The sequence below is a fragment of the Streptococcus sp. KHUD_015 genome (genome assembly GCF_051106265.1).
GTDB lineage: Bacteria > Bacillota > Bacilli > Lactobacillales > Streptococcaceae > Streptococcus.
On record NZ_CP193665.1, the window covers coordinates 1,752,201 to 1,777,181 of the forward strand.

29 protein-coding genes and 1 pseudogene are annotated in these 24,981 nt (G+C 38.0%); 4 read left to right on the forward strand and 26 right to left on the reverse strand.

The window, feature by feature from the left end:
- Positions 1 to 13: 13 nt before the first annotated feature.
- Both ACORHU_RS08245 and ACORHU_RS08250 read right to left on the reverse strand, forming a co-directional pair.
- Positions 14 to 232, reverse strand: a complete 219-nt coding sequence (locus tag ACORHU_RS08245) for a hypothetical protein (RefSeq protein ID WP_434364277.1) — start codon at positions 230 to 232, stop codon at positions 14 to 16.
- Complete coding sequence (locus ACORHU_RS08250; protein ID WP_023947995.1) at positions 229 to 372, reverse strand: hypothetical protein; 144 nt, start codon at positions 370 to 372, stop codon at positions 229 to 231. Before ACORHU_RS08250 ends, ACORHU_RS08245 begins: the two co-directional genes overlap by 4 nt.
- Positions 373 to 488: 116 nt before the next feature.
- Here ACORHU_RS08250 and ACORHU_RS08255 point away from each other — a divergent pair, with 116 nt between their 5' ends.
- On the forward strand, positions 489 to 740 hold the full coding sequence (locus tag ACORHU_RS08255; RefSeq protein WP_414303997.1) for a hypothetical protein: 252 nt from the start codon (positions 489 to 491) through the stop codon (positions 738 to 740).
- On the opposite strand, the gene ACORHU_RS08260 is transcribed toward ACORHU_RS08255, so the two are convergent.
- The 4 genes from ACORHU_RS08260 to ACORHU_RS08275 all read right to left on the reverse strand — a co-directional run bounded on the left by ACORHU_RS08260 (position 737) and on the right by ACORHU_RS08275 (position 1,892).
- Positions 737 to 1,036 carry a hypothetical protein gene (locus ACORHU_RS08260; RefSeq protein WP_434364280.1) on the reverse strand — a complete coding sequence of 100 codons (300 nt, stop codon included), beginning with the start codon at positions 1,034 to 1,036 and terminating at the stop codon, positions 737 to 739. The genes ACORHU_RS08255 and ACORHU_RS08260 overlap by 4 nt on opposite strands.
- Before the next feature lie 71 nt (positions 1,037 to 1,107).
- Positions 1,108 to 1,359, reverse strand: a complete 252-nt coding sequence (locus ACORHU_RS08265; protein ID WP_434364282.1) for a hypothetical protein — start codon at positions 1,357 to 1,359, stop codon at positions 1,108 to 1,110.
- Between the two features lie 61 nt (positions 1,360 to 1,420).
- A complete protein-coding gene (locus ACORHU_RS08270; protein ID WP_434364284.1) occupies positions 1,421 to 1,639 on the reverse strand; it encodes a hypothetical protein in 219 nt (72 codons plus the stop codon).
- Between the two features lie 46 nt (positions 1,640 to 1,685).
- Positions 1,686 to 1,892, reverse strand: coding sequence for a hypothetical protein (locus ACORHU_RS08275; RefSeq protein ID WP_434364286.1), 207 nt, complete (start codon positions 1,890 to 1,892; stop codon positions 1,686 to 1,688).
- Positions 1,893 to 1,946: 54 nt separating this feature from the next.
- On the opposite strand from ACORHU_RS08275, the gene ACORHU_RS08280 reads away from it, so the two are divergent.
- Positions 1,947 to 2,453: a hypothetical protein gene (locus ACORHU_RS08280; RefSeq protein WP_434364287.1), complete on the forward strand. Its 507-nt coding sequence runs from the start codon at positions 1,947 to 1,949 to the stop codon at positions 2,451 to 2,453.
- A 113-nt stretch (positions 2,454 to 2,566) separates the two neighbouring features.
- Here ACORHU_RS08280 and ACORHU_RS08285 read toward each other — a convergent pair whose 3' ends face one another.
- Positions 2,567 to 2,779: a helix-turn-helix domain-containing protein gene (locus ACORHU_RS08285; protein ID WP_000388578.1), complete on the reverse strand. Its 213-nt coding sequence runs from the start codon at positions 2,777 to 2,779 to the stop codon at positions 2,567 to 2,569.
- A 162-nt stretch (positions 2,780 to 2,941) separates the two neighbouring features.
- On the opposite strand from ACORHU_RS08285, the gene ACORHU_RS08290 reads away from it, so the two are divergent.
- Both ACORHU_RS08290 and ACORHU_RS08295 read left to right on the forward strand, forming a co-directional pair.
- Entirely contained in the window at positions 2,942 to 3,682 is a 741-nt protein-coding gene (locus ACORHU_RS08290; RefSeq protein WP_434364289.1) for a helix-turn-helix domain-containing protein, read from the forward strand.
- A gap of 148 nt (positions 3,683 to 3,830) precedes the next feature.
- Positions 3,831 to 5,252, forward strand: coding sequence for a recombinase family protein (locus ACORHU_RS08295; RefSeq protein WP_434364291.1), 1,422 nt, complete (start codon positions 3,831 to 3,833; stop codon positions 5,250 to 5,252).
- 134 nt (positions 5,253 to 5,386) lie between these two features.
- On the opposite strand, the gene ACORHU_RS08300 is transcribed toward ACORHU_RS08295, so the two are convergent.
- The 19 genes and pseudogenes from ACORHU_RS08300 to ACORHU_RS08390 form a co-directional block, all read right to left on the reverse strand.
- Complete coding sequence (locus ACORHU_RS08300) at positions 5,387 to 6,148, reverse strand: SDR family NAD(P)-dependent oxidoreductase (RefSeq protein WP_434364292.1); 762 nt, start codon at positions 6,146 to 6,148, stop codon at positions 5,387 to 5,389.
- A 41-nt stretch (positions 6,149 to 6,189) separates the two neighbouring features.
- Positions 6,190 to 6,816 (reverse strand): YtpR family tRNA-binding protein, encoded by a 627-nt coding sequence (ytpR, locus tag ACORHU_RS08305; protein ID WP_434364293.1) that lies wholly within the window; start codon positions 6,814 to 6,816, stop codon positions 6,190 to 6,192.
- A 15-nt stretch (positions 6,817 to 6,831) separates the two neighbouring features.
- Positions 6,832 to 7,149: a thioredoxin family protein gene (locus ACORHU_RS08310; protein WP_033679738.1), complete on the reverse strand. Its 318-nt coding sequence runs from the start codon at positions 7,147 to 7,149 to the stop codon at positions 6,832 to 6,834.
- Complete coding sequence (locus tag ACORHU_RS08315; protein WP_001013971.1) at positions 7,146 to 7,445, reverse strand: DUF4651 domain-containing protein; 300 nt, start codon at positions 7,443 to 7,445, stop codon at positions 7,146 to 7,148. The genes ACORHU_RS08310 and ACORHU_RS08315 overlap by 4 nt, the downstream gene beginning before the upstream one ends.
- Positions 7,446 to 7,684: 239 nt before the next feature.
- The gene (locus tag ACORHU_RS08320) at positions 7,685 to 8,761 is read right to left on the reverse strand and encodes an N-acetylmuramoyl-L-alanine amidase family protein (RefSeq protein WP_434364295.1); all 1,077 of its coding nucleotides are present in this window, start codon (positions 8,759 to 8,761) and stop codon (positions 7,685 to 7,687) included.
- Positions 8,762 to 8,880: 119 nt separating this feature from the next.
- A complete protein-coding gene (locus ACORHU_RS08325; protein WP_434364296.1) occupies positions 8,881 to 10,488 on the reverse strand; it encodes a CTP synthase in 1,608 nt (535 codons plus the stop codon).
- A gap of 236 nt (positions 10,489 to 10,724) precedes the next feature.
- A complete protein-coding gene (gene rpoE, locus ACORHU_RS08330; RefSeq protein ID WP_031227756.1) occupies positions 10,725 to 11,312 on the reverse strand; it encodes a DNA-directed RNA polymerase subunit delta in 588 nt (195 codons plus the stop codon).
- A gap of 199 nt (positions 11,313 to 11,511) precedes the next feature.
- Positions 11,512 to 11,673: a hypothetical protein gene (locus tag ACORHU_RS08335; protein ID WP_000664345.1), complete on the reverse strand. Its 162-nt coding sequence runs from the start codon at positions 11,671 to 11,673 to the stop codon at positions 11,512 to 11,514.
- Positions 11,674 to 11,709: 36 nt separating this feature from the next.
- A complete protein-coding gene (locus tag ACORHU_RS08340) occupies positions 11,710 to 14,388 on the reverse strand; it encodes a TOTE conflict system archaeo-eukaryotic primase domain-containing protein (RefSeq protein ID WP_414339574.1) in 2,679 nt (892 codons plus the stop codon).
- Positions 14,389 to 14,623: 235 nt separating this feature from the next.
- Positions 14,624 to 15,427 carry a Fic family protein gene (locus ACORHU_RS08345; RefSeq protein WP_434364298.1) on the reverse strand — a complete coding sequence of 268 codons (804 nt, stop codon included), beginning with the start codon at positions 15,425 to 15,427 and terminating at the stop codon, positions 14,624 to 14,626.
- 172 nt (positions 15,428 to 15,599) lie between these two features.
- A pseudogene (locus tag ACORHU_RS08350) lies at positions 15,600 to 15,719 on the reverse strand (DNA cytosine methyltransferase); the annotation flags it as partial.
- 213 nt (positions 15,720 to 15,932) lie between these two features.
- On the reverse strand, positions 15,933 to 16,799 hold the full coding sequence (locus ACORHU_RS08355; RefSeq protein ID WP_140833448.1) for a hypothetical protein: 867 nt from the start codon (positions 16,797 to 16,799) through the stop codon (positions 15,933 to 15,935).
- Positions 16,800 to 16,802: 3 nt separating this feature from the next.
- On the reverse strand, positions 16,803 to 18,920 hold the full coding sequence (locus tag ACORHU_RS08360; protein ID WP_414339570.1) for an ATP-binding protein: 2,118 nt from the start codon (positions 18,918 to 18,920) through the stop codon (positions 16,803 to 16,805).
- 12 nt (positions 18,921 to 18,932) lie between these two features.
- Complete coding sequence (locus ACORHU_RS08365; RefSeq protein ID WP_125416383.1) at positions 18,933 to 20,096, reverse strand: DNA cytosine methyltransferase; 1,164 nt, start codon at positions 20,094 to 20,096, stop codon at positions 18,933 to 18,935.
- 75 nt (positions 20,097 to 20,171) lie between these two features.
- On the reverse strand, positions 20,172 to 22,823 hold the full coding sequence (locus tag ACORHU_RS08370; RefSeq protein ID WP_434364299.1) for a valine--tRNA ligase: 2,652 nt from the start codon (positions 22,821 to 22,823) through the stop codon (positions 20,172 to 20,174).
- Positions 22,816 to 23,394, reverse strand: a complete 579-nt coding sequence (locus ACORHU_RS08375) for an AAA family ATPase (protein ID WP_049533717.1) — start codon at positions 23,392 to 23,394, stop codon at positions 22,816 to 22,818. The genes ACORHU_RS08370 and ACORHU_RS08375 overlap by 8 nt, the downstream gene beginning before the upstream one ends.
- On the reverse strand, positions 23,394 to 23,954 hold the full coding sequence (locus tag ACORHU_RS08380) for a GNAT family N-acetyltransferase (protein ID WP_434364300.1): 561 nt from the start codon (positions 23,952 to 23,954) through the stop codon (positions 23,394 to 23,396). Before ACORHU_RS08380 ends, ACORHU_RS08375 begins: the two co-directional genes overlap by 1 nt.
- A gap of 278 nt (positions 23,955 to 24,232) precedes the next feature.
- Positions 24,233 to 24,628 carry a helix-hairpin-helix domain-containing protein gene (locus tag ACORHU_RS08385; protein ID WP_000038631.1) on the reverse strand — a complete coding sequence of 132 codons (396 nt, stop codon included), beginning with the start codon at positions 24,626 to 24,628 and terminating at the stop codon, positions 24,233 to 24,235.
- Between the two features lie 95 nt (positions 24,629 to 24,723).
- Positions 24,724 to 24,978 (reverse strand): DUF1912 family protein, encoded by a 255-nt coding sequence (locus ACORHU_RS08390; RefSeq protein ID WP_434364301.1) that lies wholly within the window; start codon positions 24,976 to 24,978, stop codon positions 24,724 to 24,726.
- Positions 24,979 to 24,981: the final 3 nt, after the last annotated feature.

Here is a 24,981-nt window from a genome sequence, read left to right on the forward strand (position 1 = left end):
CTCTTTTCTCTCCTTACGCAATTTCTTCTTTATCTAACGCTTCATCTACAATTCCACGTAATACATCATAAAATCGATGTCCTTCTGGAACAATAATTGGTTCATCTGGGTCTAATTTTCGACCGTAAGCATACACTGTTACTTTCATTTTTGCCCCTTTCGTGATATAATCACTTTGAATAATTTTGTTGAGCGCCTGATTCCCGTCAGGTGCTTTTTGCGTTGTTGTCAAACTGTCTTACTTTCCATCGCCCTGAGTTCAATCTCATGGCTGACTTGTTTCAATAGCTTCTCACATGCTATTTTAGCTTCTCTGTACGTTGTAGATTCGCTGATGAAGTAATCAGCAAGTTCTATGACTTTATCTTCCATTCAACCTCCTATATCAGTCTCAAGACCGATGTCGTTTTCTCCTAGTTTGCTATAATAACTTTGAATATGACCTCTCACCGTTTTAGTCAAAGTTTCCATAGAAAGGAGGGGATATAATGCCTGAGATTAAAGTAACGTTTACTGATGATTCTGTAGTCGTATTTCATGAAGAAATGACTTTTCAAACATTCAATAAAAACGACGATAAGCACTTGCCAGTAAACAAAGCATCGCTATTTAGACACCCAAACTGTGGTCTGTTATTTAGTTTTGTAGATATTTTGCGCATGGGCGAGTTCTTTTACAACGTTGCAGAACCAGAAATAATCTACCAATCTAAAAATGTGAAAAAGATTGAGTTAGTCTAATTTTGTTGCTTCAAGTAGCTATCTAGTGTGCGTTTTTTAATCTCATACTGGATAGCTTTTTGAATAGCTTTATATAATTCTGTTTCGTTTTTAAATGGGATAGTAATGCGGTCAATATTCCAGTCTAACTTTTTAAGGTTATCCATGTCGTGGAAAGTTAAACACCAATCCGCCGCCCAGCTAATCAATTCATTGAACCTAGTAGCGAACTCAGTATTCATTGCTTTCACTTCTTCGCTACGTTTCATGCCTGCTGCTACTAGTTCTTGTTGTAGTTCTTCATATGTTTTATCCATTGTTTTTTCTCCTTAAATCTAAAAATTACTTATTAAAATCTGTTGAGTATGTCCAAACTGACAAACTCCGCCTATACATCGCCTTTAAAAGGATTCTTATCAATCCACTTCATAGTCGCTATTTGATTGATATTAACCATAACGCCACCTATATTTAAAAATCTATTTTTAGGATTTTCAACAAATCGGAATAATTCAACAATTTGCATTACAGGATTCGTCACTTCTATTCTCTTGCCGTTTGATAGAGTAATAACTGCTGTAGCTATCTCTGCAACTGGTATAGAGTTTTTCAAACCTTTTTCCGAAATAAAATCTGCCATAATCTTTTCTACTCCTCTAATCTTTCCGTTGAGTACCTGACTTTGCCAGGTGCTTTTTTTCTTAGTCATATACAGTTACTGTATAGATTGTCTTACTTGTTCCATCGCTAGAATGTACGGTAGACTTCTCTACCGTTATATCTGTCGTATCATTAGCCATTTTGAAGAACAAATATAACAAACATTCTCGTAAAATTTTTAATTTTAAAGGAACGGATAGAAATCGTTTAATTTCCAGTTCGATTTGACTAGGATCATTTGATAATACTAGTTCACTCATTCCGTCCTCCTTTCTATTTCTAATCTCCATTTCTGCTATAATATAGTCAGAATTGAGTTACTTGAGAAGTATCATGAATGGCTTCATAGCTAAGACGCTTGAATTTTTCTAAGTCTATCTGAAAATTGATAGGCTTTTTTTGTAAACGCTCAAGAAAACTAGTGTTTCTTAAAAGTTTTTCTACTAATTTAGGGTCTGCCTTCACAAAGGCGGACTCTTTTTCTCCACTATACGGATATCGTCTTGGTCTCATTTCCGTCCTCCTTTTTGTTTATGGTATAATGAAATTAAAAACGAGGTAATTCGGATGTTTAGTTTGATTGATATTTTGAATATTTCTGCCGCTTGGCTTGGTGCTATTACTGGTGTTGTTAGCTTGATTTACTCTTTGAAAGTCAATAGAGTGAAATTGAGTATTTCTAAATTCCATAAAAAGAGAATGAACGAATACTCCTGTTATCAATACAGTTTTGTTTTGTCTAACCAATCCAACTCAAATGTCGTAATCAAGAATATCCAACTGTTTGACAAAAACGGAAAAGAAATTTTTGACAACGGATTTAATCCAGCTATTGCTCTTCCTGAGAAAAAATCAGACCCTTTTGGTTTGATTAGTAGTACACAGACCTTGTTTAACGTAGATTGGTACTCTACACCATTTGAAGATGAAATAGAATTAAATCCATACTCGTTCGAAAAGTTGTCATACTACCTTAACGAACCTCCACATACTATCAAGGTCAAGACCAACAGACAAATTCATTATCTTTCTAAATCTAAATCAATCCATCCTATCTTTAATAAAGCAAAATAGATTTATTACAGCACAAACCACATTTACGCTTGTTACTATGATTAGTCCTAGCTCACTCATTCCATACTCCTTTCTATGTTGTTGTTTTCGCAACATTCTTTTTAAAAAAATTACTAGAAATCTTCCATCTTGACATCTAGTATTTTTGAAAGTTCGCTAGCTTCCGAAAATGTGAAATCACGTCCACGGTAACGATTTACTTTCATGTTGAACGTTGACTTATCCATACCTAATTTTTCAGCAATCTCTTTCTGTTTCATTCCTTTTGAAACAATTATGCTTTTCAAATTTAGATATGCTTTATCTATCGTCATAACAGCTTCCATAGTCCCTCCTTTCCAAGTTGCTGTTTTCGCAACTTTGTTTTATGGTTCTAGTATAAACTAACTTTGTTTCGTTGTCAACAACTTTTTTTATTTTTTTAAAAAATATTTGCGAAATCGAAACTTTTGTGCTATTATATCATTAAGAAAAGAGAGGGAAAATAAATGATTGGTACAAAAATAAGAGAACTTAGAAAAAATAATAAATTAACTCTTGAAGAGTTAGCTGATGCTTTAAACCAAAAATATCCTAATACCATTAATTTTAATAAAGGAAAAATTTCTAAATGGGAAAATAATAAAGAAGAGCCTAGATTATCTTCTGTAAAAATTATTGCTGATTTTTTTGATGTACCTTTAGATTACTTCAATGATACTCCCGACTCACATCCTGAAATCCTAACCATCTACAACCAGCTAGAAGAGCCTAAACAAGAAAAAGTCCTTGACTATGCCAAGGAACAACTAGAAGAACAAAACAGCTCTAAGATTGTCTCTATCTTTGATAAGTCTCAAGATGAAGACTATATCACCGACTACGTAGAAGGCTTGGTTGCAGCAGGACACGGAACTTTCCAAGAGGATAACCTCCACATGGAAGTGAAGCTCAGAGCTGAAGATGTCCCTGAAGACTACGACACCATCGCAAAAGTGGCTGGTGACTCCATGGAACCAATGATTGAAGATAATGACCTGCTCTTTATCAAAGTCACAAATCAGGTAGATATCAACGACATCGGTATTTTCCAAATCAATGGTAAAAACTTTGTTAAAAAGCTGAAACGTGACTATAACGGCGGTTGGTACTTGCAAAGCCTCAACAATAGCTATGAAGAAATCCACCTAACAGAAGAAGACGACATCCGAACTATTGGGGAGGTTGTCAGCGTATATAGAGATAAATAAACCAACTGTTTCCATTTTGGAAATAACTCAAAAAAGCCCCACGCTCTCAAACTTTGGCGAGTCTGAGCGTGAGGCTAGTGGTAAGAAAAAAAGCATTAAAAAGCTCTTTTTCTTATACCCATTTTATCAAGAAATGAGGTAAAAATCAATGCAAAATAAAGTCGCAATCTACGTCAGAGTATCGACTTCATCTCAGGCTGAGGAAGGCTACTCGATAGATGAACAGAAAGATAAGCTTGAAGCTTACTGCAAAATCAAAGACTGGAAAATCTACGATGTCTACGTTGATGGTGGCTTCTCTGGTGCTAACACTCAAAGACCTGAATTGGAACGTTTAATCTCAGATGCTAAGCGCAAAAAAATTGATATCGTACTTGTCTATAAGTTGGATAGATTGAGCCGTAGCCAGAAAGACACTCTATTCCTGATTGAAGATGTATTTACCAAGAATGACGTGTCATTCATCAGCCTGCAAGAGAACTTTGACACTTCTACACCTTTTGGCAAGGCTTCGATTGGTATGCTTTCAGTATTCGCCCAGCTTGAGAGAGAGCAGATTAAAGAGCGCATGATGTTAGGAAAAGAAGGACGGGCAAAGAATGGAAAATCCATGTCTTGGACTACTATCCCGTTTGGCTACGACTACTCGAAAGAAACTGGCATCCTAACAGTCAATCCAACCCAAGCGCTCGTTGTCAACCGTATTTTCACGGAATACTTGAACGGTAAGTCAGTGGTCAAGATCATCAGAGACTTAAACGCTGAAGGTCACGTTGGAAGAAAAAGACCTTGGGGCGAAACTATCACTAAATACTTGCTGAAAAATGAAACCTATTTGGGAAAAGTAAAGTACAAAGATAAGGTCTACGAGGGGCAACATGAGCCAATCATTACCCAAGAATTATTCGATTTAGTCCAGTTAGAGGTCGAAAAAAGACAGATTTCAGCGCTTGAAAAATACAACAACCCCAGACCATTCAGAGCCAAATATATGCTTTCAGGATTGATGAAATGTGGATATTGTGGTGCGTCACTTGGATTGAAGTATACAAGAAAAGATAAGAACGGAATCTCACATCATAAATACCAATGCCGAAACCGTCACAGTAAAGATTTAGAGAAAAGATGTGAATCTGGGTGGTATTCCCAAGAGGAACTAGAAAAGGACGTAATTAAGGAGCTAGAAAGACTAAAGTTAAATCCAAAATATAGAAACGAAACACTTGCCAAGAAAGAAGAAACCATTAAAGTTGAAGAGATAAAGAAACAACTCGAACGGATAAATAAGCAAGTCTCAAAACTAACAGAATTGTATCTGGATGAAATTATCACTCGAAAAGAACTGGACGAGAAAAACGCTAAAATAAAAACAGAAAGACAGTTCCTGGAAGAACAACTAGAAAACCAAAAATCAAATGTAATGAGCATTAGAAAGAGAAAGCTAACACGGTTACTGAAAGACTTTGATGTTGAAAAAATGAGCTACGAAGATGCTTCGAAAATTGTCAAAAATATCATAAAAGAAATAGTTGTCACAAAAGATGATATGACGCTAACGCTAGATTTTTAAAGGGTCTAGCGTGTTTCTGTATTTTAGTCAAAGTAATTAAAATAACTTTATTATACATATTTTTTCCTCCTACTTATCTATTCGTAGGAAATCAAAAAAAGTTACAGAAATTTGTAACTTTTCGAGAAAATTTTTTAGCTTTTATGAACCATAAAACCTGTTGCCTGTTGATTGGCCATAATGGTCATATCTGTAATCTGCACACGACGAGGTTGACTGGTCACATAGACCACTGTGTCTGCAATATCCTGAGCTTGCAAGGCTTCGATTCCCTGATAGACCGCCTCAGCACGCTCTTTGTCACCATGAAAACGAACTGTAGAGAAATCTGTTTCGACAATCCCTGGCTGAATGGTTGTCACCTTGATGTCCGTTGCGATGGTATCAATTCGCAGACCATCTGAAAAGGTCTTAACCGCTGCCTTGGTAGCTGAATAAACTGCTGCACCTGCATAGGCATAAATTCCTGCGGTTGAGCCCATATTGATGATATGTCCTTGATTGGCTTTTACCATTGCTGGCAAGAAACAGCGAGTGACTGCCATCAAACCTTTAACATTGGTATCCAGCATGTTCAACATATCCAACTCTTCATAGTCCTGATAAGGTGCTAAACCTAGAGCCAGTCCGGCATTGTTGACCAGAATATCAATCTGATCTATCGTTTCTAGAATATCAGAGCAGACAGTCTTGACCATGGTCATATCCGTCACATCCAGTGGAAAGGTCCAGACGATTTGATTTGGAAAAGTTTCTGCAAACTCCGACTTGAGAATTTCTAATCGGTCTATCCGCCGTCCTGTTAGAACGACATTCTCCCCCTGCTCCAGATAAGCACGCGCAATCGCTTCACCAATTCCTGATGTCGCTCCTGTAATCACTACATTTTTTGCCATCTTATTTCCTTCTATCTGGTCTATCAGATACTGACAACTTCTTAAACAGTCCAGTGCTTAGCTGGATCAAATGGAGTTCCAACAACTTGGTCTTCTGATAATTCAATAATACCACGTTTTTGCGGAGCATTTGGCAGATGCAATTCACGAGGACTACACATCATGCCAAAACTCTTTTCTCCACGAAGCTCGCCTGGGAAAATGAGATTGCCTTTTGGCATCATTGCTCCAGGAAGAGCTACAATGGTTTTCAAGCCAAGACGCGCATTGGGAGCTCCTGCAACGATTTGTACAGTCTTGTCACTTGCGACTGCAACTTGGCAGATGTTGAGGTGGTCACTATCTGGATGAGCTACCATCTCGACAATTTTACCAACAACAAACTTAGGTTCCTTGTCATTAACAATTTCTTCTGCAAAACCATCCGCCTGCAATTCTTGGTTCAAACGAGCTACTTGCTCATCTGTCAAAAAGACTTGACCGCGCTCTGCAATTTCAAACAAACTTGAAACTTCAAAAATATTCCAAGCTACTGTTTCTCCATTCTCTTTTAGAAAGACACGGGCTACCTTGCCTTTACGTTCTACATCCAGTTTGGCATCTCCGCTATTTTTCACGATGACCATAAGGACATCGCCGACATGTTCTTTATTATATGTAAAAATCATTGTTTCTATTTTCTCCTATTTCAGTCCTGCTAAAAAATCGTTAATTTGTTGCTTGCTTTTACGGTCGCGATTGACAAAACGACCGATTTCCTTGTTCTTTTCTAGAACAACAAGGCTGGGGATTCCATAAACATCCCAGAGTTTGGCCAAATCCATATACTGGTCTCGGTCCACTCGAATAAAGGTGAACTCTGGATTGGTCTCCTCAATTTCTGGCAAGGCAGGATAGATATAACGACAATCGCCACACCAGTCCGCCACAAAAAGGAAAACCTTCTTACCGTCTTTTTCTACTAAAGATGCCAATTCTTCTAAACTTGCTGGTTGTATCATAAGACTTCCTCCTCATAGACTAGGTCTTCATTTTCATAGACAAAGGTATAATGACGGCCATCCTCAAAAATGACGCCACCAACCAAGCTCTCTAGACTGCTTTCATAAACTTGAACATAGAGAGTCGCAATTTCCCCCATGTCTGAAAAATGGTCTCGCACAATCGCTGTCAACTCTTCCTGAGTCTTCATGAGCTTACGGTCATCTGCAACTTTTTTCGTAGCAAGGGCAAGGCTCCCAATACCAAGCAGAGCCAGACCTGCCATCCACATTTTTTTAGCTTTCATACCATTCATTTTAACACAAAAAAGGCTTTAGGACAAATGAGGAAGCAGCAGAAAAGCAAGTAAAAAGCCCCCTCCCTTAAGGAAAAGGACTTCTTATACTCAAAGAGTAAACTAGGAAACTAGCCGCAGGTTGCTCAAAGCACTGCTTTGATGTTGTAGATAGAACTGACGAAGTCAGCTCAAAACACTGTTTTGAGGTTGTGGGTAAAGCTGACGTGGTTTAAAGAAATTTTCGAAAAGTATTATTCTTATTGCCAGGCACCTGAGTTGCCAACGTAATAACCATCAGGTGTGTAGGTATTGCGAAGCATCTTACCTGATGAAGCTAGATAATACCACTTGCCATTATCTTTGACCCAATCATTCGCTAGCATGGCACCAGAAGAACTTACATAATACCAGTCTCCCTTGTCATAAACCCAAGCGCTTGCTTTCATAGCTCCTGAAGTTGATAAATAGTACCACTTGCCTTGGTCGTAAATCCAATCACTAGCAATCATGGCTCCTGATGATTTAAAGGCATACCAGTTACCACCTTGATAAAGCCAAGTTTGATTGAACATGACTCCTTTATCATTCATAAAGTACCAAGTTCCCTTGTCATAAATCCAATCCTTCTGCACTAAGTGACCTTGTTTTTGATAGTACCAGTTTTGATTTGATTTTAGCCAACTTTCTGCTTTTACAATCGGATAAAGTTCTTTGAAAGATCCTCCATCATCATATTTATGACTGATAAATTTTAGTTTTTCAAGTTTCAACTCGCCATTATCATAGTCTGCCCAAGCAAAGACTTTTTGACCATTGACAGTCTCTGGTAAAGTAGCAGTGTAAGTCTTGGTGTGATAATCCCATTTAGCATCGAGGTAGGTGTATTGATCATTTGATTCTTCAATACGGTAGTAACCTCTCTTTCCACTATCATTATGAATATCATCCACAACTTTCGTTGACCAGATCTTCACTTCGTTTCCGCTCTTAGCCTCGACCTTGATATCTCCTCCATAGCCATAAGGTACGTAAAAATTCAGGTAACGCCCCTCTACACTCATCATAGACTTGTCCTTTTCTTGACCTAGGAAATTGACAGTCTGATCTTGACCATTGAGACTAACCGTCCACTCGATTTTCTCAGTTTTTGGCAAATCCAAGACTTTGATATCCACTTCATGACCATTGTTAAACCGAAGAATCTTGCCGTCTTGATACTGTACTCCACACTTAACAACCCATTCTTCTTTAAGCTCAAATGCCTGCCCTGAATGAGGTGAAACTAGCAAAGCTAGGCCTGTTAAAGCTAAACTAAATAGTGTGATTTTTTTCATTGTAGTTCCTCCTTAGGATTTTTTATGTTAATTATATCACTATGTTTTTATTTTGCAACTCATATCCTAAATATGCAAGCAAAAAACCTCTGAGATTCTTCTCAAAGGTTCTGATTTGGCTAATTACTGTTCTCAACTGCTGCAGTCACAAAGGCAGTGTAGAGTTCTTCTGGACGATTTGGACGGCTTGACAGTTCAGGGTGATACTGACACGCTACAAAGAATTTATTTTCAGGAATTTCCACGATTTCGACCAAACGATTGTCTGGAGAAACTCCTGAGAAGACAAAACCTGCTGCCTCAAACTGCTCACGGAAGGCGTTGTTAAACTCATAACGGTGACGGTGACGGCGTTGCACCACTTCTTGATTGTGATAAGCAGCCGCAGCCTTAGAGCCACGTTTCAACTTAGATGGATAAAGTCCCAAACGAAGGGTTCCCCCCATATCCTCAACATCAATCTGATCACGCATGATATCAATGATAGGGTATTTTGTTTCTGGTGCAAGCTCTGCAGAATTGGCACCATCGAGTCCTAAAACGTGACGAGCAAATTCGATACAAGTCAGCTGCATTCCCAAGCAGACACCCAACATTGGAACATCATTTTCACGTGCATAGCGGATGGCTTGGATTTTCCCTTCCGTACCACGTTGACCAAAACCACCTGGTACGATGATTCCGTCCGCATCAGACAAAAGCTCTGCCACATTCTCTGCTGTCACATCATTGGCATTGATCCAATTGATTTTAACTTCTGCGTCGTTGGCATAACCAGAGTGTTTCAAGGCTTCAACCACAGAAATGTAGGCATCTTGCAACTCAACATACTTACCAACAAGGGAAATCTTAACTTGTTTCTTGAGGTTCATGACCTTGTCCACCATGGCTGACCATTCTGTCATATCCGCTGCTGGTGCGTCTAGTTTCAAATGATCACAGACAATTTGGTCCATACCTTGCGCCTGCAAGTTCAATGGAATTTGGTAAAGGTGTTCAACATCCAACGATTCGATAACGGCTTCTGGTGCCACATCACAGAACTGGGCTAGTTTGTTTTTAATTCCTTGACCAGCTGGCTCTTCTGTACGAATAACCAACATATTTGGTTGGATTCCCAAGCCACGCAATTCTTTGACAGAGTGTTGGGTTGGTTTGGTTTTCATTTCACCAGCTGCCTTGAGGTAAGGAAGCAAGGTTGTATGGATATACATGACATTATCCGCACCCACATCTGCCTTCATCTGACGAAGGGCCTCTAGGAATGGCAAGGACTCGATATCTCCTACTGTTCCACCAACCTCTGTGATAATGACATCAGAGTCAGTCGTTAGAGCAGCACGCTTGATTTTTTCTTTCAAAGCATCTGTAATATGAGGAATAACCTGAACAGTTGCCCCAAGGTATTCTCCACGGCGTTCCTTACGAAGAACTTCACTGTAAATTTTACCAGTTGTCACGTTGGAATATTTATTGAGATTGATATCGATGAAACGTTCATAGTGACCCAAGTCCAAATCTGTCTCAGCTCCGTCGTCTGTCACAAAAACTTCCCCGTGCTGGTAAGGGCTCATAGTTCCCGGATCGATATTGATATAAGGATCAAACTTTTGAATGGTTACTTTGAGACCACGATTTTTCAAGAGACGGCCCAGACTTGCTGCCACAATCCCTTTCCCAATAGACGATACCACACCACCAGTTACAAAAATATATTTCGTTGACATAGATTCCTCTTTCTAAAATGCTCAAGGTCTTGCTAACTACGAGGGGACATAGAAAACAAGACCCTATTAATAAGAATAATCTGGGACGACTGCACCAGATTCACAACCAAAATACAAGAAGATAACTTCTTGAAAAAACAAAAATAGCTCCCTAAGAACTAGGGAGCCCCGACCTCTAAAAGAGGTGCCCGAACAATATGATACCTAAAAATAGGATAATTGTCAATAGCTAACTTTTATTCCTCGATGTTTTCAGAATCATCGTCTGAAAACTCGTCATCTTCTTCATTGAGATCCACGTCTTCACCCAAGTCATCAGGGGCAATCTCGTTGATTTCTGCATCATAAGCTTCCACTTCATTTTTCTCATCATCTGGATTTTCATCATCGTATGAAAGAGCTGGATCCGCTTCGTATGCATCTTCGTCTTCTGGATCATCCGCATTGTAGTCAATGGCATCTGAATCACCATCCATGAAGGCATTAACACGTTTTTTCTTAGCTTTTGGTGCTACTTCATCGTCGTCATTTTCTTCAAGAGCGATGATTTCTTCGTCGATTTCGTCTACGCCATACCATGAACGAAGACCCCATTTGTTATCTCCAAGTGAGATGAAGCTACCGTCAAAGTTCAACTCTGTGTAGAACAAAGGCAAAGCTTCGCGGATATCGCTGTTTGATGTTCCAAGGTAGTTTTGAATTTCGTTTACAAGATCGCTAAAATGCATCTCATGGTCGCGACCACGAAGTTCCAAGATAGCACGCGCTACCTCAATCATAGATAGTTCACTTTTTTCTTGCCCAGCAAATACTTCTAATTCCAAAGCGTTTCTCCTCATTTATACTACTATCGTCAGAGCAAACAGACTCTGACCTCATTTTATCATTTACTCTTTATTTTACGATAATTTTGCGGAATAGTCAAAGGTTAAGGGGAAGAAAGTTAGTTGATTTGAACTGGGTAACTTCTCACAGTAACTTCCACTTGCCTAACCGAAGTGGAAATTAGTCTAAAACTGACTTTTATTTCTTTGCTACCCATCCGATGGCATCACTAGGTGGATTTTCAATATCAATCCAGATGAATTCAATACCGATTTCTCCATTTTTAAACTTAGTCAAACGAATACCGTTGATTTCCAGTTCATTGAGCCGTTGGCCTGTCAAGACTTCTCGTTCTTTCAACTGGAAAACATACATAGAAATTTTTAAAAATTTTCTCTATCGTAAACCTGCCACTAGTTCAGAAACTATATTAGCTGATTCCAAACGTAATATGGTCATTTCATCTACCTTCCCTAATAATGGCATTGCACCATACCAAACAATGGTCTTGTTTACCAAAAGAATAGGCGTGACTATTTTTGATTGAGTAAAAGATACTTTAATCTTCTTGCTCTTCAACTGGTATAGCCAGGATTTGTTTGCAACAGTCTCTGGTATACATATCTCAATTTGACTAATCCTAAATTCTTTTAGAAAATTCATCAGTTTTGTCTGGTGCACATAAGGTAAAATAAGCATACACTCCTGTCTTTCCCCTGCCAAGTCCTCTCTCAGCACATTCTCATATCTACTATCAACATAAACGAATTGTTTCTCCTCACCCTCAATGACACAATAATCCATCTTTCGATAAGCTACTTGTCGTTTCTGAAACATCTTTTCTAAATAAGGAACATGAATATCCACATAATCGAAAATCCGCACCAAAGACTTATCCTTGTAGTTTCTATGAATCCGACCTGCATACTGAATCAAATTATTTTTCCAAGAAAAGGGCGCTGCCAAGATAAGCGTGTCTAGCTGAGGCAAGTCAAAACCTTCGCCAATGTATTTTCCAGTTGACAACAATACAAACCCTTTATCTAGCTGTTCTAATACCTCCAGTAAACTTATTCTCTCTCGGGCTTTGGTTTTGCCACTAATAATATAAAAATCATCAACCTCTTTCTCTTTCAATAATTTTTCAAAGACATCTATCTGTTGAATTCGATTGACTAGAACCAAAATATTCCGACCTTCTGCCACTTGGTCTAGAATATCCTTGAGAATCATCTGATTCCTCGCTGAGTCAGTAGCAATCCAATCACTAAGCTGTATGAAATTACTTGCTTTAGTCTTTTCAATTTCCAGATGACCAAAAGAAGTGAATCTTAATTGCAATTGCCGTGCAAAAGATGTCTCCCTCTTACCAGCAGTATGAAGTATCTCACCAATTCTCTGAAAAACAATAGGTTCATGACCATTCTTACGTTCAGGCGTAGCCGTCAAACCGTAAAGATACTTCCCTCTAAACTGTGCCACAACTTTTTCAAACATCAAAGCAGACACGTGATGACACTCATCCACAATCATCATCTCATACTTATCCAAAAGACTTTGACTATTTTCCAACTTAAATAGAGATTGGATCATAACGACATCAACCAGTTCACTCAGCCATTTCTTAGTCCCACCGTACTGCCCGACATAGCCTATTACCTTTTCACGGCCTGATGCCGTATAACGGGTAGCTTCTTCCTCTTCGAAAGTCAAAAAATGGTTTAAACGATCCAACCATTGGTCTAAGAGTTGCCTATTATGAACTAGGATAATTGTTTTGGTCTTCCGTTCAGAGATGAGAGCAGCACCTAAAACGGTCTTCCCAAAACCAGTCTCCGCATGGAGTAAACCATTTTCTTTGGAAATCATATCTGACAGGGCTAACTCTTGCTCAAAAGTGAGTTCTCCCTTAAATTCCACTCTAATAGACCTTTGTACCTTTCTCCTATCTTCCACAGATACCTGCTTAAATTTATCTTGCAATGGATACAGCAAGCCTCTTGGCAACCATAAATAATGATCAGATTCTCCAAATAAATACATTCGCTCAGGAATTTGATAGGTTGGCTGTCGCATAGCCTGCTTTAAATAAAATTCGGGATTAGAAAATGAAGCCATATTTTTCAAGAAAAACAGTGTCTTGGGTGTCACAGACGATTTTTCAAGTTGGATAGTATTAGATAAGACGAACTGCAACTCCTTGTCCAATTCTTGCTTACCTAACTCCTCTTGGATTAACAGTGCCACTTTAGCAGTTGAAACCTTCTGAATTTCTTGTAGATACCTCCATTGGTCTTCATAAGGCTGAAAATGTTCATCCACAAAGACCGTTCGTCCTTGATGATAAGCTTCTCCTTGAAAAGGAAGGGCAATCAAATTACCAAATCCACCTTTAGGAAGAACATCCTGATTTGGAAACATGCGATCAAAAGAATCAAAGGACAGTTGCATACTTTCCTGCATTGCCAGTTCTAACAGTTTCTTTCCAAACAAGCGAGCCTCTCGACTCGGAATCGCTTCTTCAAAGAAGAACCAAATATGGAGTCCGTGACCCGAACGAGAAATCTCTAGATGGGCTTCCATCTGGCGTTCCCTGGCTATTCTTCGAATGGCTAAACCGGCTTCTTTCCAATCTCTTTCATCCAAATCCAGTACCAAAAAATAACAGCTATCATCTAAGTGCATAGGAAAGATACCGATAGCTGTCTCCCCACGAAAATGAGATTTCAAAACGGAATCCGTCAATGTCTGGAAACTCCGTTTTTCAGGTGGCAACTGCTTCCAACCATAATCATAGGATGGAAAATATTGAATTTTCCCTTGATCATTGATAAAACTCTTAGCATAAACATCATAACGGCCAGCAAATACGGAGGTAAACAATTGTAATTTTTCTTGCGTCGTCAAGTGACTACTTTGAAGTTGGAACATCTCCTCGAACCGAGAGCGTTCCATAACAAACTGACTCTTGTCTTTAAGACGTTTACACAAGAAAAACTCACTATCCCCATTAAAAGAAGAAAAGACATCAAGTACTTCTACCACAATTCCATCCAAAGACACAAAAACAGCCATAACAATCACCTCCTTGATTCCTATAGGCTGATTATAACAAGAATAGCTGAAGTTGTACACGAAAATAAAATCCAAATAGCACTGAAAGTACGAGATAAATAGAGTTTAAACGAGCAATCTATAAAATTAAAAAAACACATATTATCAAGCGACCTAAACTTTGATGATATACGTTTTCTTGTGAAAATATTTACTTCATTTTTGTCTAAAATTCAATGTTTACTCAGTATGAGGATTATGAAAAATCGAGGTCTAAATCTAGATACATTTTTTCTGAAGACAAATCATTTTGACCACCAAGCAAGAGATTTTCAAAAAAAGCTGTTAAAAACTCAGGACGTCGCTGTAAAATCTTTGCATTATCTAATACCAAGGCATTACGAAAATACTTGGCATGTTGCTGAAACGGTGTATTATCAATATCAAAACCAAACTCACGAAGATACTGAATCAAAAAGACCGTTACCGTCCGAGTGTTTCCTTCGCGAAATGGATGAATCTGCCAGATTCCTGAAATAAAATGCTGGATTTGTTTTACTATACCCGCCTGAGTTAGTGTCGCATATGCAACTTGTTTTTCCTGATTAAAATCATAATCCAAGGTCATTTGAATCATGGAGTAATCAGAGTACACAACACTTTCACCATTCAAAACAGGTTCATTCTTTGTGATATTGGTCTGACGAAATTGCCCCACCGGAATAGAGGGTTCAAATATATCTTGAAACAACTCCTTATGAATAGCAAGTAAGGTCGCAGGACTGAAGCTAAAGCCTCTTCGAGACAATAGTTCTACAATACGTAGAGAAACCAAGTCTGCCTCTTCCGTACTTGCATCAATAGTATGGTGATAAGCCGTTGCATCCTCATAAACCTGCTCATAAGTCAGTTCACCCCGAGCCTGTTTCTCAGCCAAAGATTCCATATAAGCTGATGGCACTAGATTGTCAACTTTCTGCAGACCAAAACCTATCCGCCATAAATCACGTTTAGCTTCATAAGACAAGTTTGGGTTGTCAATGTTGTAAGTTGGTTGCATAGAAAGTTCCTTTCAATTGTTTTTCTGTGTCATCGGTAAATGGTGAAATGGGTATGGAATTGGCGTAAATTATAAAAATCCTTCACAATAAGTGCTATGAAGAGACATAATGAAAAAGTTGTATTCAAGATTCCATGCACTCATCTGAAATGTCCGTTGGACGAATGGTTTGATTAAACGAATAAATCTTGCGCACATACTTATCAAATTCATTGGTATACACCACTCTGAACTCGTTGGTCTGTTCAAATCCAAACTCAATTCCCCCAACACCTGAGGAGAATGCTGCAATGTTGTACTTATCAGGTCGGTTCTAACGTAGAGGGTTTGTTGTGTAGTAAGCTGCTTTCTAAAATGTTAGTTATATTAGTAGTATTTTGATAATTGTAAATAATTGTATTTTATCTTTTTATTGGATATTAAAATATCTTTTTGTCCCTATGTTTTTACTTACTCCTGTGGATTTATCAACAATTTCCTCTTATACAATTAGGTACTTTCATCATCAATGTTTGTTATTGATTATTCTTTTTGGTTTTGCTCTTATTAATGCTTTCACTTGTTCTGATAGATGTATCAATGATTTTCTCTCTTCGTTAATTTTCTCTTCTACAATTTGTATACTTTTATCATCGATGTTTGATATTACATAGCCTTTTACATCATTAAATTCTTCTTTAGAATGAGCTAATGAATTACGTTTATCTATCATTTGCATCCAATCATTTAATAATGATGTGTTGTGGGTTATATCACGTTTACTAAGATGATTATTTTTAAAATCTCTATAGAGAGATTTATAATTTCTAGAATCTGTTAAGTCAACATTTAATATTTTTTTTAACTCATATTCTATCTCAGCATTTTCACTCATATACTCTCCTCTAAGAGCATTTAGTTCATCCCACTTTGATAGACTAATTTCAATGGCTTTCTGAAATTCACGTTCAATTACTTCATCGCTGGGAGAGGATAAGTTGATAATCATAGTATTATTTAATAATCCTAGATTATCTTCCTCATTAATTTTTGTTATTACTGTCTCCTTTATCTCATCATAATTTTTTGAATAAAGAATAAAAAATTGCTTATATTTTTCTCGACTTCTTACATCGTTTAAAAATTCAATACCATTATCAATACCATTCTCATATTCTTCTCCTAAATTAAAATCGGATATAAAGAAATCGATTCTTTTAGAAGTATCATCCAAAACTTTTCTGGCATCTCCAATACTTTCACATAAATGACAATTATCTCCTAATAATTGATAACCTTTATCTTCTATAGCTTTTTTTACTATTTTTAAATAATCGTGAAAAGCATCTTCCATCTCATCTTCTAACCAAATAATACTAATATCTCTACGCATTTTCTAATTATCACCTAATTCAATTATAAAGCTTGTTTCTTCCGTATTTGAAACCACATTAATTTCCCATTTAAATTTTTTACAAGTTTGTTTAATTATATACATCCCAACTCCTGTTCCATTCTCTTTAGTAGTAAATCCTAATCTAAAAATATCGTCCTTATTGACTATTTCAGAAGATAATGGCTTATTAGAAGATATAACTAATTTATTTTCTTCATCGATGAATTTAAATATAATTTTATCTGCTAGTTGATCCATAGCATTTATAATAAAATTATCTAGTATCATACCTAAATCAAAAATATGTACTCTGGAAGTATGAGGATTATTTGAAAAATCAATTATAATCTCTAAATTTTTATAAGAAAGACTGTTTAAGTAACTCTTTATATAACTTTTGACATTAATGTATTTCCTTCCTTTTACTTCAGAAGTATTTAATTTGAGTACTTGATTTTTTATTGTAAATAATTTTCCAGAAGATTTTTTTAGACTAACAACATACTCGCTCACTCGTTCAAAATCATCTGTCGATTTAAAATCTGCAACAATTTTTTTATTTACTGAATCTATGTTTTTATACACTCCAGTTAATTCATGAGCCAACAAATTTTGTTGCGCAGAATTATTGCTTCCAATTAAAACATCCTTTCTTTTACTTTCCTCCTCTGCTACGTCTCTAGCTATTTCTGCTTCTTTCTGTTTTGTCTCTGCCAATTTTCTAGCTAACTCAGCCTCCTGACGTTGCTGTTCTGCAATTTTTTTATTTTCTTCTGCTTGCTTTCTTTTTTCCTCTGCAAGTTGTTCTTTTCTTTCTATTTTCTCCTTCTCTTCTTGTCTAATCTTTTCAACTTCCTTACGAACTACAGTACCAATATTAACACGCTCATTTATCAACTTATTGACAATTGGTTTTAGCAACTCAATCAATAAAGTTATTCTTTCATCATTTCCTGATAATCCTTCACGATTTGAAGTTGAAATATCTTCCAAACAATCATTATCTAAAATATCAAATGAGATTTCCCCTTCAATATAGTTACTGAAGGCTTGTGTGTTATTTAACTGCGGCATAAAATTTGATACTGCTAATTTATCTCTGACATAAAGTCTTAGCTGATTAGCCTTGTAAACATCATTCCTTATAAATCTATTAGTGGGATCATCTTTTGTATTTTCAGATGCTTCCGTCATAATAATTGTACTATGAATTCCTATCCAACCAGTCAATTCATAATCAAACTCTTTGGTTATTCCGTGTATAGTTAAAAAATTTCTCTTTCCTTTCAAATTTATTTTAGTAACGTCTGATGGACTTAATTTCTTTACCTGACGTAACTTGTTGGATACTTCCTTTAAATCTGCGTTTATTTTCACTGAGTCATTTAACAATTCGTTTTCAACGATACCATCAGAAGTTTGAAAAAAAGCATACAAATTTTTAAATCCAATTATTTTAGAAACTTTTGAAAATTCTATCTTCTGTTTTGATTTAGTCTTGTAAGCCACTTCGATAACTGCACCAATATTGTTTAACAAATAATAGTTAGCTAAAGTCATCTTCAAAGAATCCAACTTTCCCTCTGCAAATCCAGTCAAATCAACTCCAACTGATTTTATTAAAGTTCCTGATTCGAATGAATCCCAAACACTTTTATTTTCAATAGACACATCATTAATATCAACACGAATTAATTCAGGAATATCACTATCAGATGCGTTTGTAGAGTCTAGCATCCACGCTGTTTCAATTCCTCCTTTTTTAGAAACTATATAATATTTTTTTGACAAAAATAACGTTGCTAATTTTCCTATACCTTTTCTTCCCTTTGTCTTCTCAGATGACTCTTCTTTCGATAAGCGTCTGTTTCTCCCAATCAATGCGTATTTAGTAGATAAATCAACATAGCTCATTCCACTACCATTATCTAAAATTTCTAAGGTTGATTTCGATTTATCAATAGATTCTATATAGAGCTTAACATTTGTTGCACCAGCATCTAAACCATTAGCTATTAATTCAGATATTGCACTCCAGTTATTAGTATACATTTGCTTTCCTAACAAGTTCAAAGCAAAATAAGAGAAGTTAAATGGGATACTGTTAGTTTCTATCATAATTAAACGCCTTTATAATTTATTTTCCTCGAAAAATTTCTTTATTCTATTAGCCAGATGAATACTCAAAATAGGAGGAACAGCATTACCAATCTGGGTATTAATTGCTTGTAGACCTCCGACAAACTTATAATTATCTGGAAAAGACTGTATTCTTGCACCTTCCCTTGCAGTCAAAGCTCTATTTTGACTGGGATGAATGCACCGTAAGGAAGATGGTGTTGATAAATTGTTTGTTATGGTCGTTGAAGGTCTATCCCACCACAATCTACCGTAAGTATTACTATATCCTGAGGTTAAATAAAGTGCTCTATCTAACAATCCATCTTCTACCATTCTATTTATATCATTCTTACCTTGTCCTTCCTTAAGTGCAGCCATAATTTTCTGCAATCTTTGTCCATGATTACGACTTACATGATTAAATAATTGTTCTTGATTACCTCTCATTAAAATTTGATAATCTGTTTGTGGATCTTGCACATATTGGTCCGCTCTGTCATTATTTCCTAAACTAGGTAAATCTCCAATAGCATCTCTTAAATTGAAGGGATTTTCAGAAGTACACTTTTCTGGAAAACTCCATTCAAACTCAATATTTAAATCATTTCTTACACCAATCAAAAAGACGCGTTCTCTATTTTGTGGAACACCGTAATCCTTAGCATTAAGTAATTCTGTATAAACGCTATATCCATGAACATCTCCAAAGCTAGATAAATCTTTAAAACTTTCTTTTACATTTCGAATAATTGGGCCATTTTGCTCGTTTTTCATGGTTAGCAAACCATAAACATTTTCAAAAACAAACATTTTAGGTTGGATAAATGAAAGTATCCTTCTATATTCACGATACATTTTTGCTCTCTTATCATACTGTCTCTTGCCAACCGTACTAAAGGACTGACAAGGTGGGCCACCAATAACTATATCAACTCTTTTTGAACTGATTCCTTTGGATTTTAAAAATTGTTCATCTATATTAGCAATGTCTTCCTCAATCATAGTAACTCTAGGATAATTTTGTCTGAAAGCTTCTGCTGCATCATGATTGAATTCATTTGCAAATCTAATGTTAAAGTCATTTCTGGAAACAAATTTATTATTTTTAATTGTCTTCTGAAAGCCAAAAGTCAATCCTCCAGCACCAGAAAATAAATCTACAACTTCTATCATTTCTTACCCTTTTTCAAAAAATATTCTCATTTTCCATTGTACCAAAAACCCCAGCAAATTGCCGAGGTTTATAGTTTATTTCACCAACTTCTTCATCTCATCAATACGTGCTACAGTCGCGTCGTATTTAGCTTGGTAGTCGGCTTGTTTGTCGCGTTCTTTTTGGACGACTTCTGGTTTGGCATTGGCTACGAAGCGTTCGTTAGAGAGCTTCTTGCCGACCATGTCCAGTTCTTTTTGCCATTTAGCCAGTTCTTTATCGAGACGAGCCAGTTCTTCTTCGACATTGAGGAGGTCTGCCAGTGGCAGGTAGATTTCTGCTCCTGTGATGACGCTTGACATGGCGAGTTCAGGGGCAGGGATGGTTGAGGCAATTTCCAAGTGCTCTGGATTTGTGAAGCGTTTGATGTAGTTGACATTGCTGTTAAAGAAAGTTTCCAAGTCGCTATCGCTTGTCTTAACAAGGATAGTGATCGGCTTGCTTGGTGCAACGTTTACTTCTGCACGCGCATTACGAACAGTACGGATCAAGTCTTTAAGGCTTTCTACACCAGTGTGAGCAGCGAGGTCTTCAAAGGCTGGATTAACAGTTGGGTAAGCAGCTGTAACGATAGAGCCTTCTGAGATTTGTCCGAAGATTTCCTCTGTCACAAATGGCATGATTGGGTGAAGGAGACGAAGGATCTTGTCCAAGGTGTAAAGGAGAACAGAACGTGTGATAACTTTCTCTTCTTCGTTGTCGCTATAAAGGACTTCCTTGGTCAACTCAACGTACCAGTCCGCAAACTCATCCCAGATGAAGTTGTAGAGGATGTGACCAGCAACACCAAACTCAAACTTATCAAAGTTAGCAGTTGCTTTTCCGATCGTTTCATTGAGGTTGTGGAGAATCCAGCGGTCTGTGACATTTCCAGCTTCCTTATTAACAACTTTTTCCACATTGGCAGTTGCTTGCTCAAGGGTCAAACCTTCATTATTCATGAGGATGTAGCGAGAGATATTCCAGATCTTGTTAATGAAGTTCCATGAAGCATCCATTTTCTCGTAAGAGAAGCGCACGTCTTGCCCTGGTGCAGAACCGTTTGAAAGGAACCAACGAAGGCTATCTGTTCCGTACTTATCAATAACATCCATTGGATCAATCCCGTTACCCAGAGATTTCGACATCTTGCGTCCTTGCTCATCACGAATGAGACCATGAATCAAGGCATTTTTGAATGGCGACTTTCCAGTAAATTCCAAACCTTGGAAAATCATCCGAGATACCCAGAACGGGATAATATCATAACCAGTCACCAAAGTTGATGTTGGATAATAACGTTTAAAGTCTTCTGAGTCGACATCCGGCCAGCCCATGGTAGAGAATGGCCAAAGAGCCGAACTGAACCACGTATCCAAGACGTCTTCGTCCTGAGTCCAACCGTCACCTTCTGGAGCTTCTTCGCCGACATATATTTCACCCTCAGCATTGTACCAAGCAGGGATTTGGTGCCCCCACCAGAGCTGACGAGAGATGACCCAGTCGTGGACATTTTCCATCCATTGGAGGAAGGTATCGTTGAAACGTGGCGGGTAGAATTCTACCTTGTCGTCTGTGTCTTGATTGGCAATGGCATTCTTAGCCAATTGGTCCATCTTAACGAACCATTGAGTAGACAAGCGTGGCTCAACCACAACACCTGTACGCTCTGAGTGACCAACACTGTGGACACGTTTTTCGATTTTAACGAGGGCACCGATTTCTTCCAGCTTAGCAACGACTGCTTTACGAGCTTCAAAACGGTCCATCCCTGCAAATTCGAAGGCCAAGTCGTTCATAGTTCCGTCGTCGTTCATGACGTTAACTTGTGGCAAGTTGTGGCGTTGACCAACCAAGAAGTCGTTTGGATCGTGGGCAGGCGTGATTTTCACGACACCTGTACCAAACTCAGGGTCTGCGTGCTCATCCCCAACGATTGGGATCAATTTATTAGCGATTGGAAGGATGACGTTTTTACCGATCAAGTCCTTGTAGCGTGGGTCTTCTGGATTGACCGCAACGGCAACGTCCCCAAACATAGTCTCAGGACGAGTTGTGGCAACTTCAAGGGCGCGTGAGCCATCTTCCAGCATGTAGTTCATATGGTAGAAGGCACCTTCGACATCCTTGTGGATAACTTCAATATCAGAAAGGGCTGTGCGAGCAGCTGGGTCCCAGTTGATGATAAACTCACCACGATAAATCCAGCCTTTCTTGTAAAGGTCCACAAAGACCTTGCGAACTGCTTTTGACAGACCTTCGTCAAGAGTGAAACGCTCGCGAGAGTAGTCTACAGAAAGACCCATCTTGCCCCATTGTTCCTTGATGGTCGTTGCGTATTCATCTTTCCACTCCCAGACTTTTTCCAAGAATTTTTCACGACCTAGGTCATAACGCGTAATTCCTTCGCCACGCAAGCGCTCCTCAACCTTAGCCTGAGTCGCAATCCCCGCGTGGTCCATGCCAGGAAGCCAAAGCGTATCAAAACCTTGCATGCGTTTCTGACGGATGATGATATCCTGCAAAGTTGTATCCCAAGCGTGACCAAGGTGAAGCTTACCAGTTACGTTTGGTGGTGGAATCACGATTGAATAAGGCTTCGCCTTTTGATCACCTGAAGGTTTGAAAACATCAGCATCAAGCCATTTTTTGTAACGACCAGCCTCAACCTCGGCTGGATTGTATTTAGGTGAAAGTTCTTTAGACATGTGTTTGTCCTTTCTCTATTTTGTTCATTTTATTTTGAATTTGCTTAGCAGCTTCTTCTGCAGACAAATTTGTATTATTTATTTTAAGGTAGTGGTGTAGCTCATTCGGTTGGATTTTAGAATTTAATTGAAGAGTTTCAGTGGTCTCTAAAATTTCTCTTTCAGATATCTCAATATGCCGTTTCAAGGGCTTGTGCTTCAATCGGTTCTCCGTTCGATTTCGACGTAAACGCTCTTCAAGACTTGTTTCCAATTCAACAAACAGAATCTCTTGATGAAAGTTATCCAATAAATCCTGAATTTGCTTTAAATACATCAGCTGGTACTGATTTGAAAAATCAATTACGTCAGTTAAAATTACTGATCGCTGATTTCTTGCACTTGCTCCAAGGAAAGAAAAGGTCATTCCACGAACAAATTCCCACATCTCCTCTGTATAATCCTGATAGATTTCTAGTGCAAAATCGATGGCTTGATGGTTATAAAAGAGGGTAGCATCCGTCAGTCGAGACAGTTCTTGACCAATGGTCATTTTCCCAGAAGCCGGAGCACCAATGATGAAAAGATGCATCAATTCACCTCCCACTCACTCCTCAGCAAGCCATATCTCAAATCATCACAGCGGTTCCCTTGGACATCTTTTCTATCCCTTATGCGAGCTTCGAGGGTAAATCCAAGCTTCTCTGCAACTCGTTGACTTTGGAGATTGTAACCAAGGCAAGTCAGCTCAATCTTATGAAGCCCCAGTTCTTTAAATCCTAAGTCAATCAAAGTACGCACTGCTTCTGGTACGTAGCCTCGACCCCAATAGTCTGGATGCAAGGTATAGCCAAGCTCTAGCACATCATCCGCATGGCGGTGGTTGAAGTCAACAGAACCAATGACTTTATCGGTTCCTTTGACGACAATCCCATAGCCAGATGGGAGATTTTCCTTTTGATTGCGTTCTGGAAGGATATGCTCCAGATAGTAAATCTCATCTTCCAAGGTCTTGACGGGTAGAAAGCCAGCTGGGTAAGAGACTTCTGGGAGACTGGCGTAAGCATGGATATCCTCAGCATCCGCCACAGTACGGACTCGTAAAACGAGACGTTCTGTTTCGATTCTTTCTGGCAACTCTACTCTTGTCATCCTTCTACCTCGCTTTCCATAAAAAAATGCCCCTGCCATCTACATGACAGGGACGAATGTGTTTATCCGCGGTACCACCCAATTTCGGGCAGAGCCCGCAACTCTCGTCTTTAAAAGCAAAAGACACTTTTATTTCAATTTTTCATCCATTAGCAACCAGTTTTGACACATTTGTGGACTTCTCAGCTCCGCCACTTTCTGTAAAATGTGGGATTCAAAACACCTCTAATGGCTCTATTGTAGCAAGATTTTTTCGGAAATGCAAGGAACAAGAAAAATTACTTGAACTTGATGCCATTTTCTTTCAATTTCTTAATAGTAGCTGGGCCGATTCCTTTCAAGGCAAGGAGTTCTTTTTCAGTCCAGTTTTTGAAATCTGAAGCAGACTTGATCCCTTCATCATAGAAAGTTTTGGCACGATCAAGTGGAAGTCCACCCAAGTTTGCTGCAAAATCTTCTACAGAATTGGCTACTTTTTGAGCTTGCTCTTTGGTAGCTTCTACTGCTTGTTCAACTTTTTTAGAAACAGCCTTACCAGCTTCGCTTGCTGACTGTTCTGCACGTTTTACGACTTTTTTTGTCTCTTCTACAACCTTAGTCACAGTACTTGAAAAAGCACCTGCACGACGGAGGCTATTTCGTAATTGTTTTTTACGATTGAGTTTCTTTGACATGATAAAATCCTTTCAATAAAAAACCCCTGTTTTGACAAGGATTTAATATAAATATTCTATCAAGATTTTAGTAAAAAATCAAGAATCTATCTCGTTTAATAATTTCGCTCACCGAATAAGCCATCTGGCAAATCATGGAATCCCTTGCCTGCCTTGAAGTTTTCAAATTTTCCAAGCAAGAACTGATAAGCATCCAAGCGGCTTTCATAACGAATCATGGCATCTTTGGCACGATCGTCTTGGTCTTCTTCGTAGACTTTTTGGCTTTCCTTATGCGCCATGTCATTGATCATGATTTGGGTATTGACCCAAGCCTCAAATTCCTTCATAAATTCTTGTTCGTAACTCATTTT

Bases quoted from the DNA above. Each gene is read 5' to 3' on its own strand.
- ACORHU_RS08355 (WP_140833448.1), bottom strand. From the start codon at position 16,799: ATGCGTAGAGATATTAGTATTATTTGGTTAGAAGATGAGATGGAAGAT.
- ACORHU_RS08340 (WP_414339574.1), bottom strand. From the start codon at position 14,388: ATGGCTGTTTTTGTGTCTTTGGATGGAATTGTGGTAGAAGTACTTGAT.
- ACORHU_RS08275 (WP_434364286.1), bottom strand. From the start codon at position 1,892: ATGAGACCAAGACGATATCCGTATAGTGGAGAAAAAGAGTCCGCCTTT.
- ACORHU_RS08390 (WP_434364301.1), bottom strand. From the start codon at position 24,978: ATGAGTTACGAACAAGAATTTATGAAGGAATTTGAGGCTTGGGTCAAT.
- ACORHU_RS08325 (WP_434364296.1), bottom strand. From the start codon at position 10,488: ATGTCAACGAAATATATTTTTGTAACTGGTGGTGTGGTATCGTCTATT.
- ACORHU_RS08315 (WP_001013971.1), bottom strand. From the start codon at position 7,445: ATGAATGGTATGAAAGCTAAAAAAATGTGGATGGCAGGTCTGGCTCTG.
- ACORHU_RS08285 (WP_000388578.1), bottom strand. From the start codon at position 2,779: ATGGAAGCTGTTATGACGATAGATAAAGCATATCTAAATTTGAAAAGC.
- ACORHU_RS08365 (WP_125416383.1), bottom strand. From the start codon at position 20,096: ATGATAGAAGTTGTAGATTTATTTTCTGGTGCTGGAGGATTGACTTTT.
- ACORHU_RS08370 (WP_434364299.1), bottom strand. From the start codon at position 22,823: ATGTCTAAAGAACTTTCACCTAAATACAATCCAGCCGAGGTTGAGGCT.
- ytpR (WP_434364293.1), bottom strand. From the start codon at position 6,816: ATGATTTTTACATATAATAAAGAACATGTCGGCGATGTCCTTATGGTC.
- ACORHU_RS08290 (WP_434364289.1), top strand. From the start codon at position 2,942: ATGATTGGTACAAAAATAAGAGAACTTAGAAAAAATAATAAATTAACT.
- ACORHU_RS08250 (WP_023947995.1), bottom strand. From the start codon at position 372: ATGGAAGATAAAGTCATAGAACTTGCTGATTACTTCATCAGCGAATCT.
- ACORHU_RS08300 (WP_434364292.1), bottom strand. From the start codon at position 6,148: ATGGCAAAAAATGTAGTGATTACAGGAGCGACATCAGGAATTGGTGAA.
- ACORHU_RS08310 (WP_033679738.1), bottom strand. From the start codon at position 7,149: ATGATACAACCAGCAAGTTTAGAAGAATTGGCATCTTTAGTAGAAAAA.
- ACORHU_RS08320 (WP_434364295.1), bottom strand. From the start codon at position 8,761: ATGAAAAAAATCACACTATTTAGTTTAGCTTTAACAGGCCTAGCTTTG.
- ACORHU_RS08280 (WP_434364287.1), top strand. From the start codon at position 1,947: ATGTTTAGTTTGATTGATATTTTGAATATTTCTGCCGCTTGGCTTGGT.
- ACORHU_RS08270 (WP_434364284.1), bottom strand. From the start codon at position 1,639: ATGAGTGAACTAGTATTATCAAATGATCCTAGTCAAATCGAACTGGAA.
- ACORHU_RS08385 (WP_000038631.1), bottom strand. From the start codon at position 24,628: ATGTCAAAGAAACTCAATCGTAAAAAACAATTACGAAATAGCCTCCGT.
- ACORHU_RS08380 (WP_434364300.1), bottom strand. From the start codon at position 23,954: ATGACAAGAGTAGAGTTGCCAGAAAGAATCGAAACAGAACGTCTCGTT.
- ACORHU_RS08265 (WP_434364282.1), bottom strand. From the start codon at position 1,359: ATGGCAGATTTTATTTCGGAAAAAGGTTTGAAAAACTCTATACCAGTT.
- ACORHU_RS08255 (WP_414303997.1), top strand. From the start codon at position 489: ATGCCTGAGATTAAAGTAACGTTTACTGATGATTCTGTAGTCGTATTT.
- ACORHU_RS08345 (WP_434364298.1), bottom strand. From the start codon at position 15,427: ATGCAACCAACTTACAACATTGACAACCCAAACTTGTCTTATGAAGCT.
- ACORHU_RS08360 (WP_414339570.1), bottom strand. From the start codon at position 18,920: ATGATAGAAACTAACAGTATCCCATTTAACTTCTCTTATTTTGCTTTG.
- ACORHU_RS08375 (WP_049533717.1), bottom strand. From the start codon at position 23,394: ATGCATCTTTTCATCATTGGTGCTCCGGCTTCTGGGAAAATGACCATT.
- ACORHU_RS08260 (WP_434364280.1), bottom strand. From the start codon at position 1,036: ATGGATAAAACATATGAAGAACTACAACAAGAACTAGTAGCAGCAGGC.
- ACORHU_RS08295 (WP_434364291.1), top strand. From the start codon at position 3,831: ATGCAAAATAAAGTCGCAATCTACGTCAGAGTATCGACTTCATCTCAG.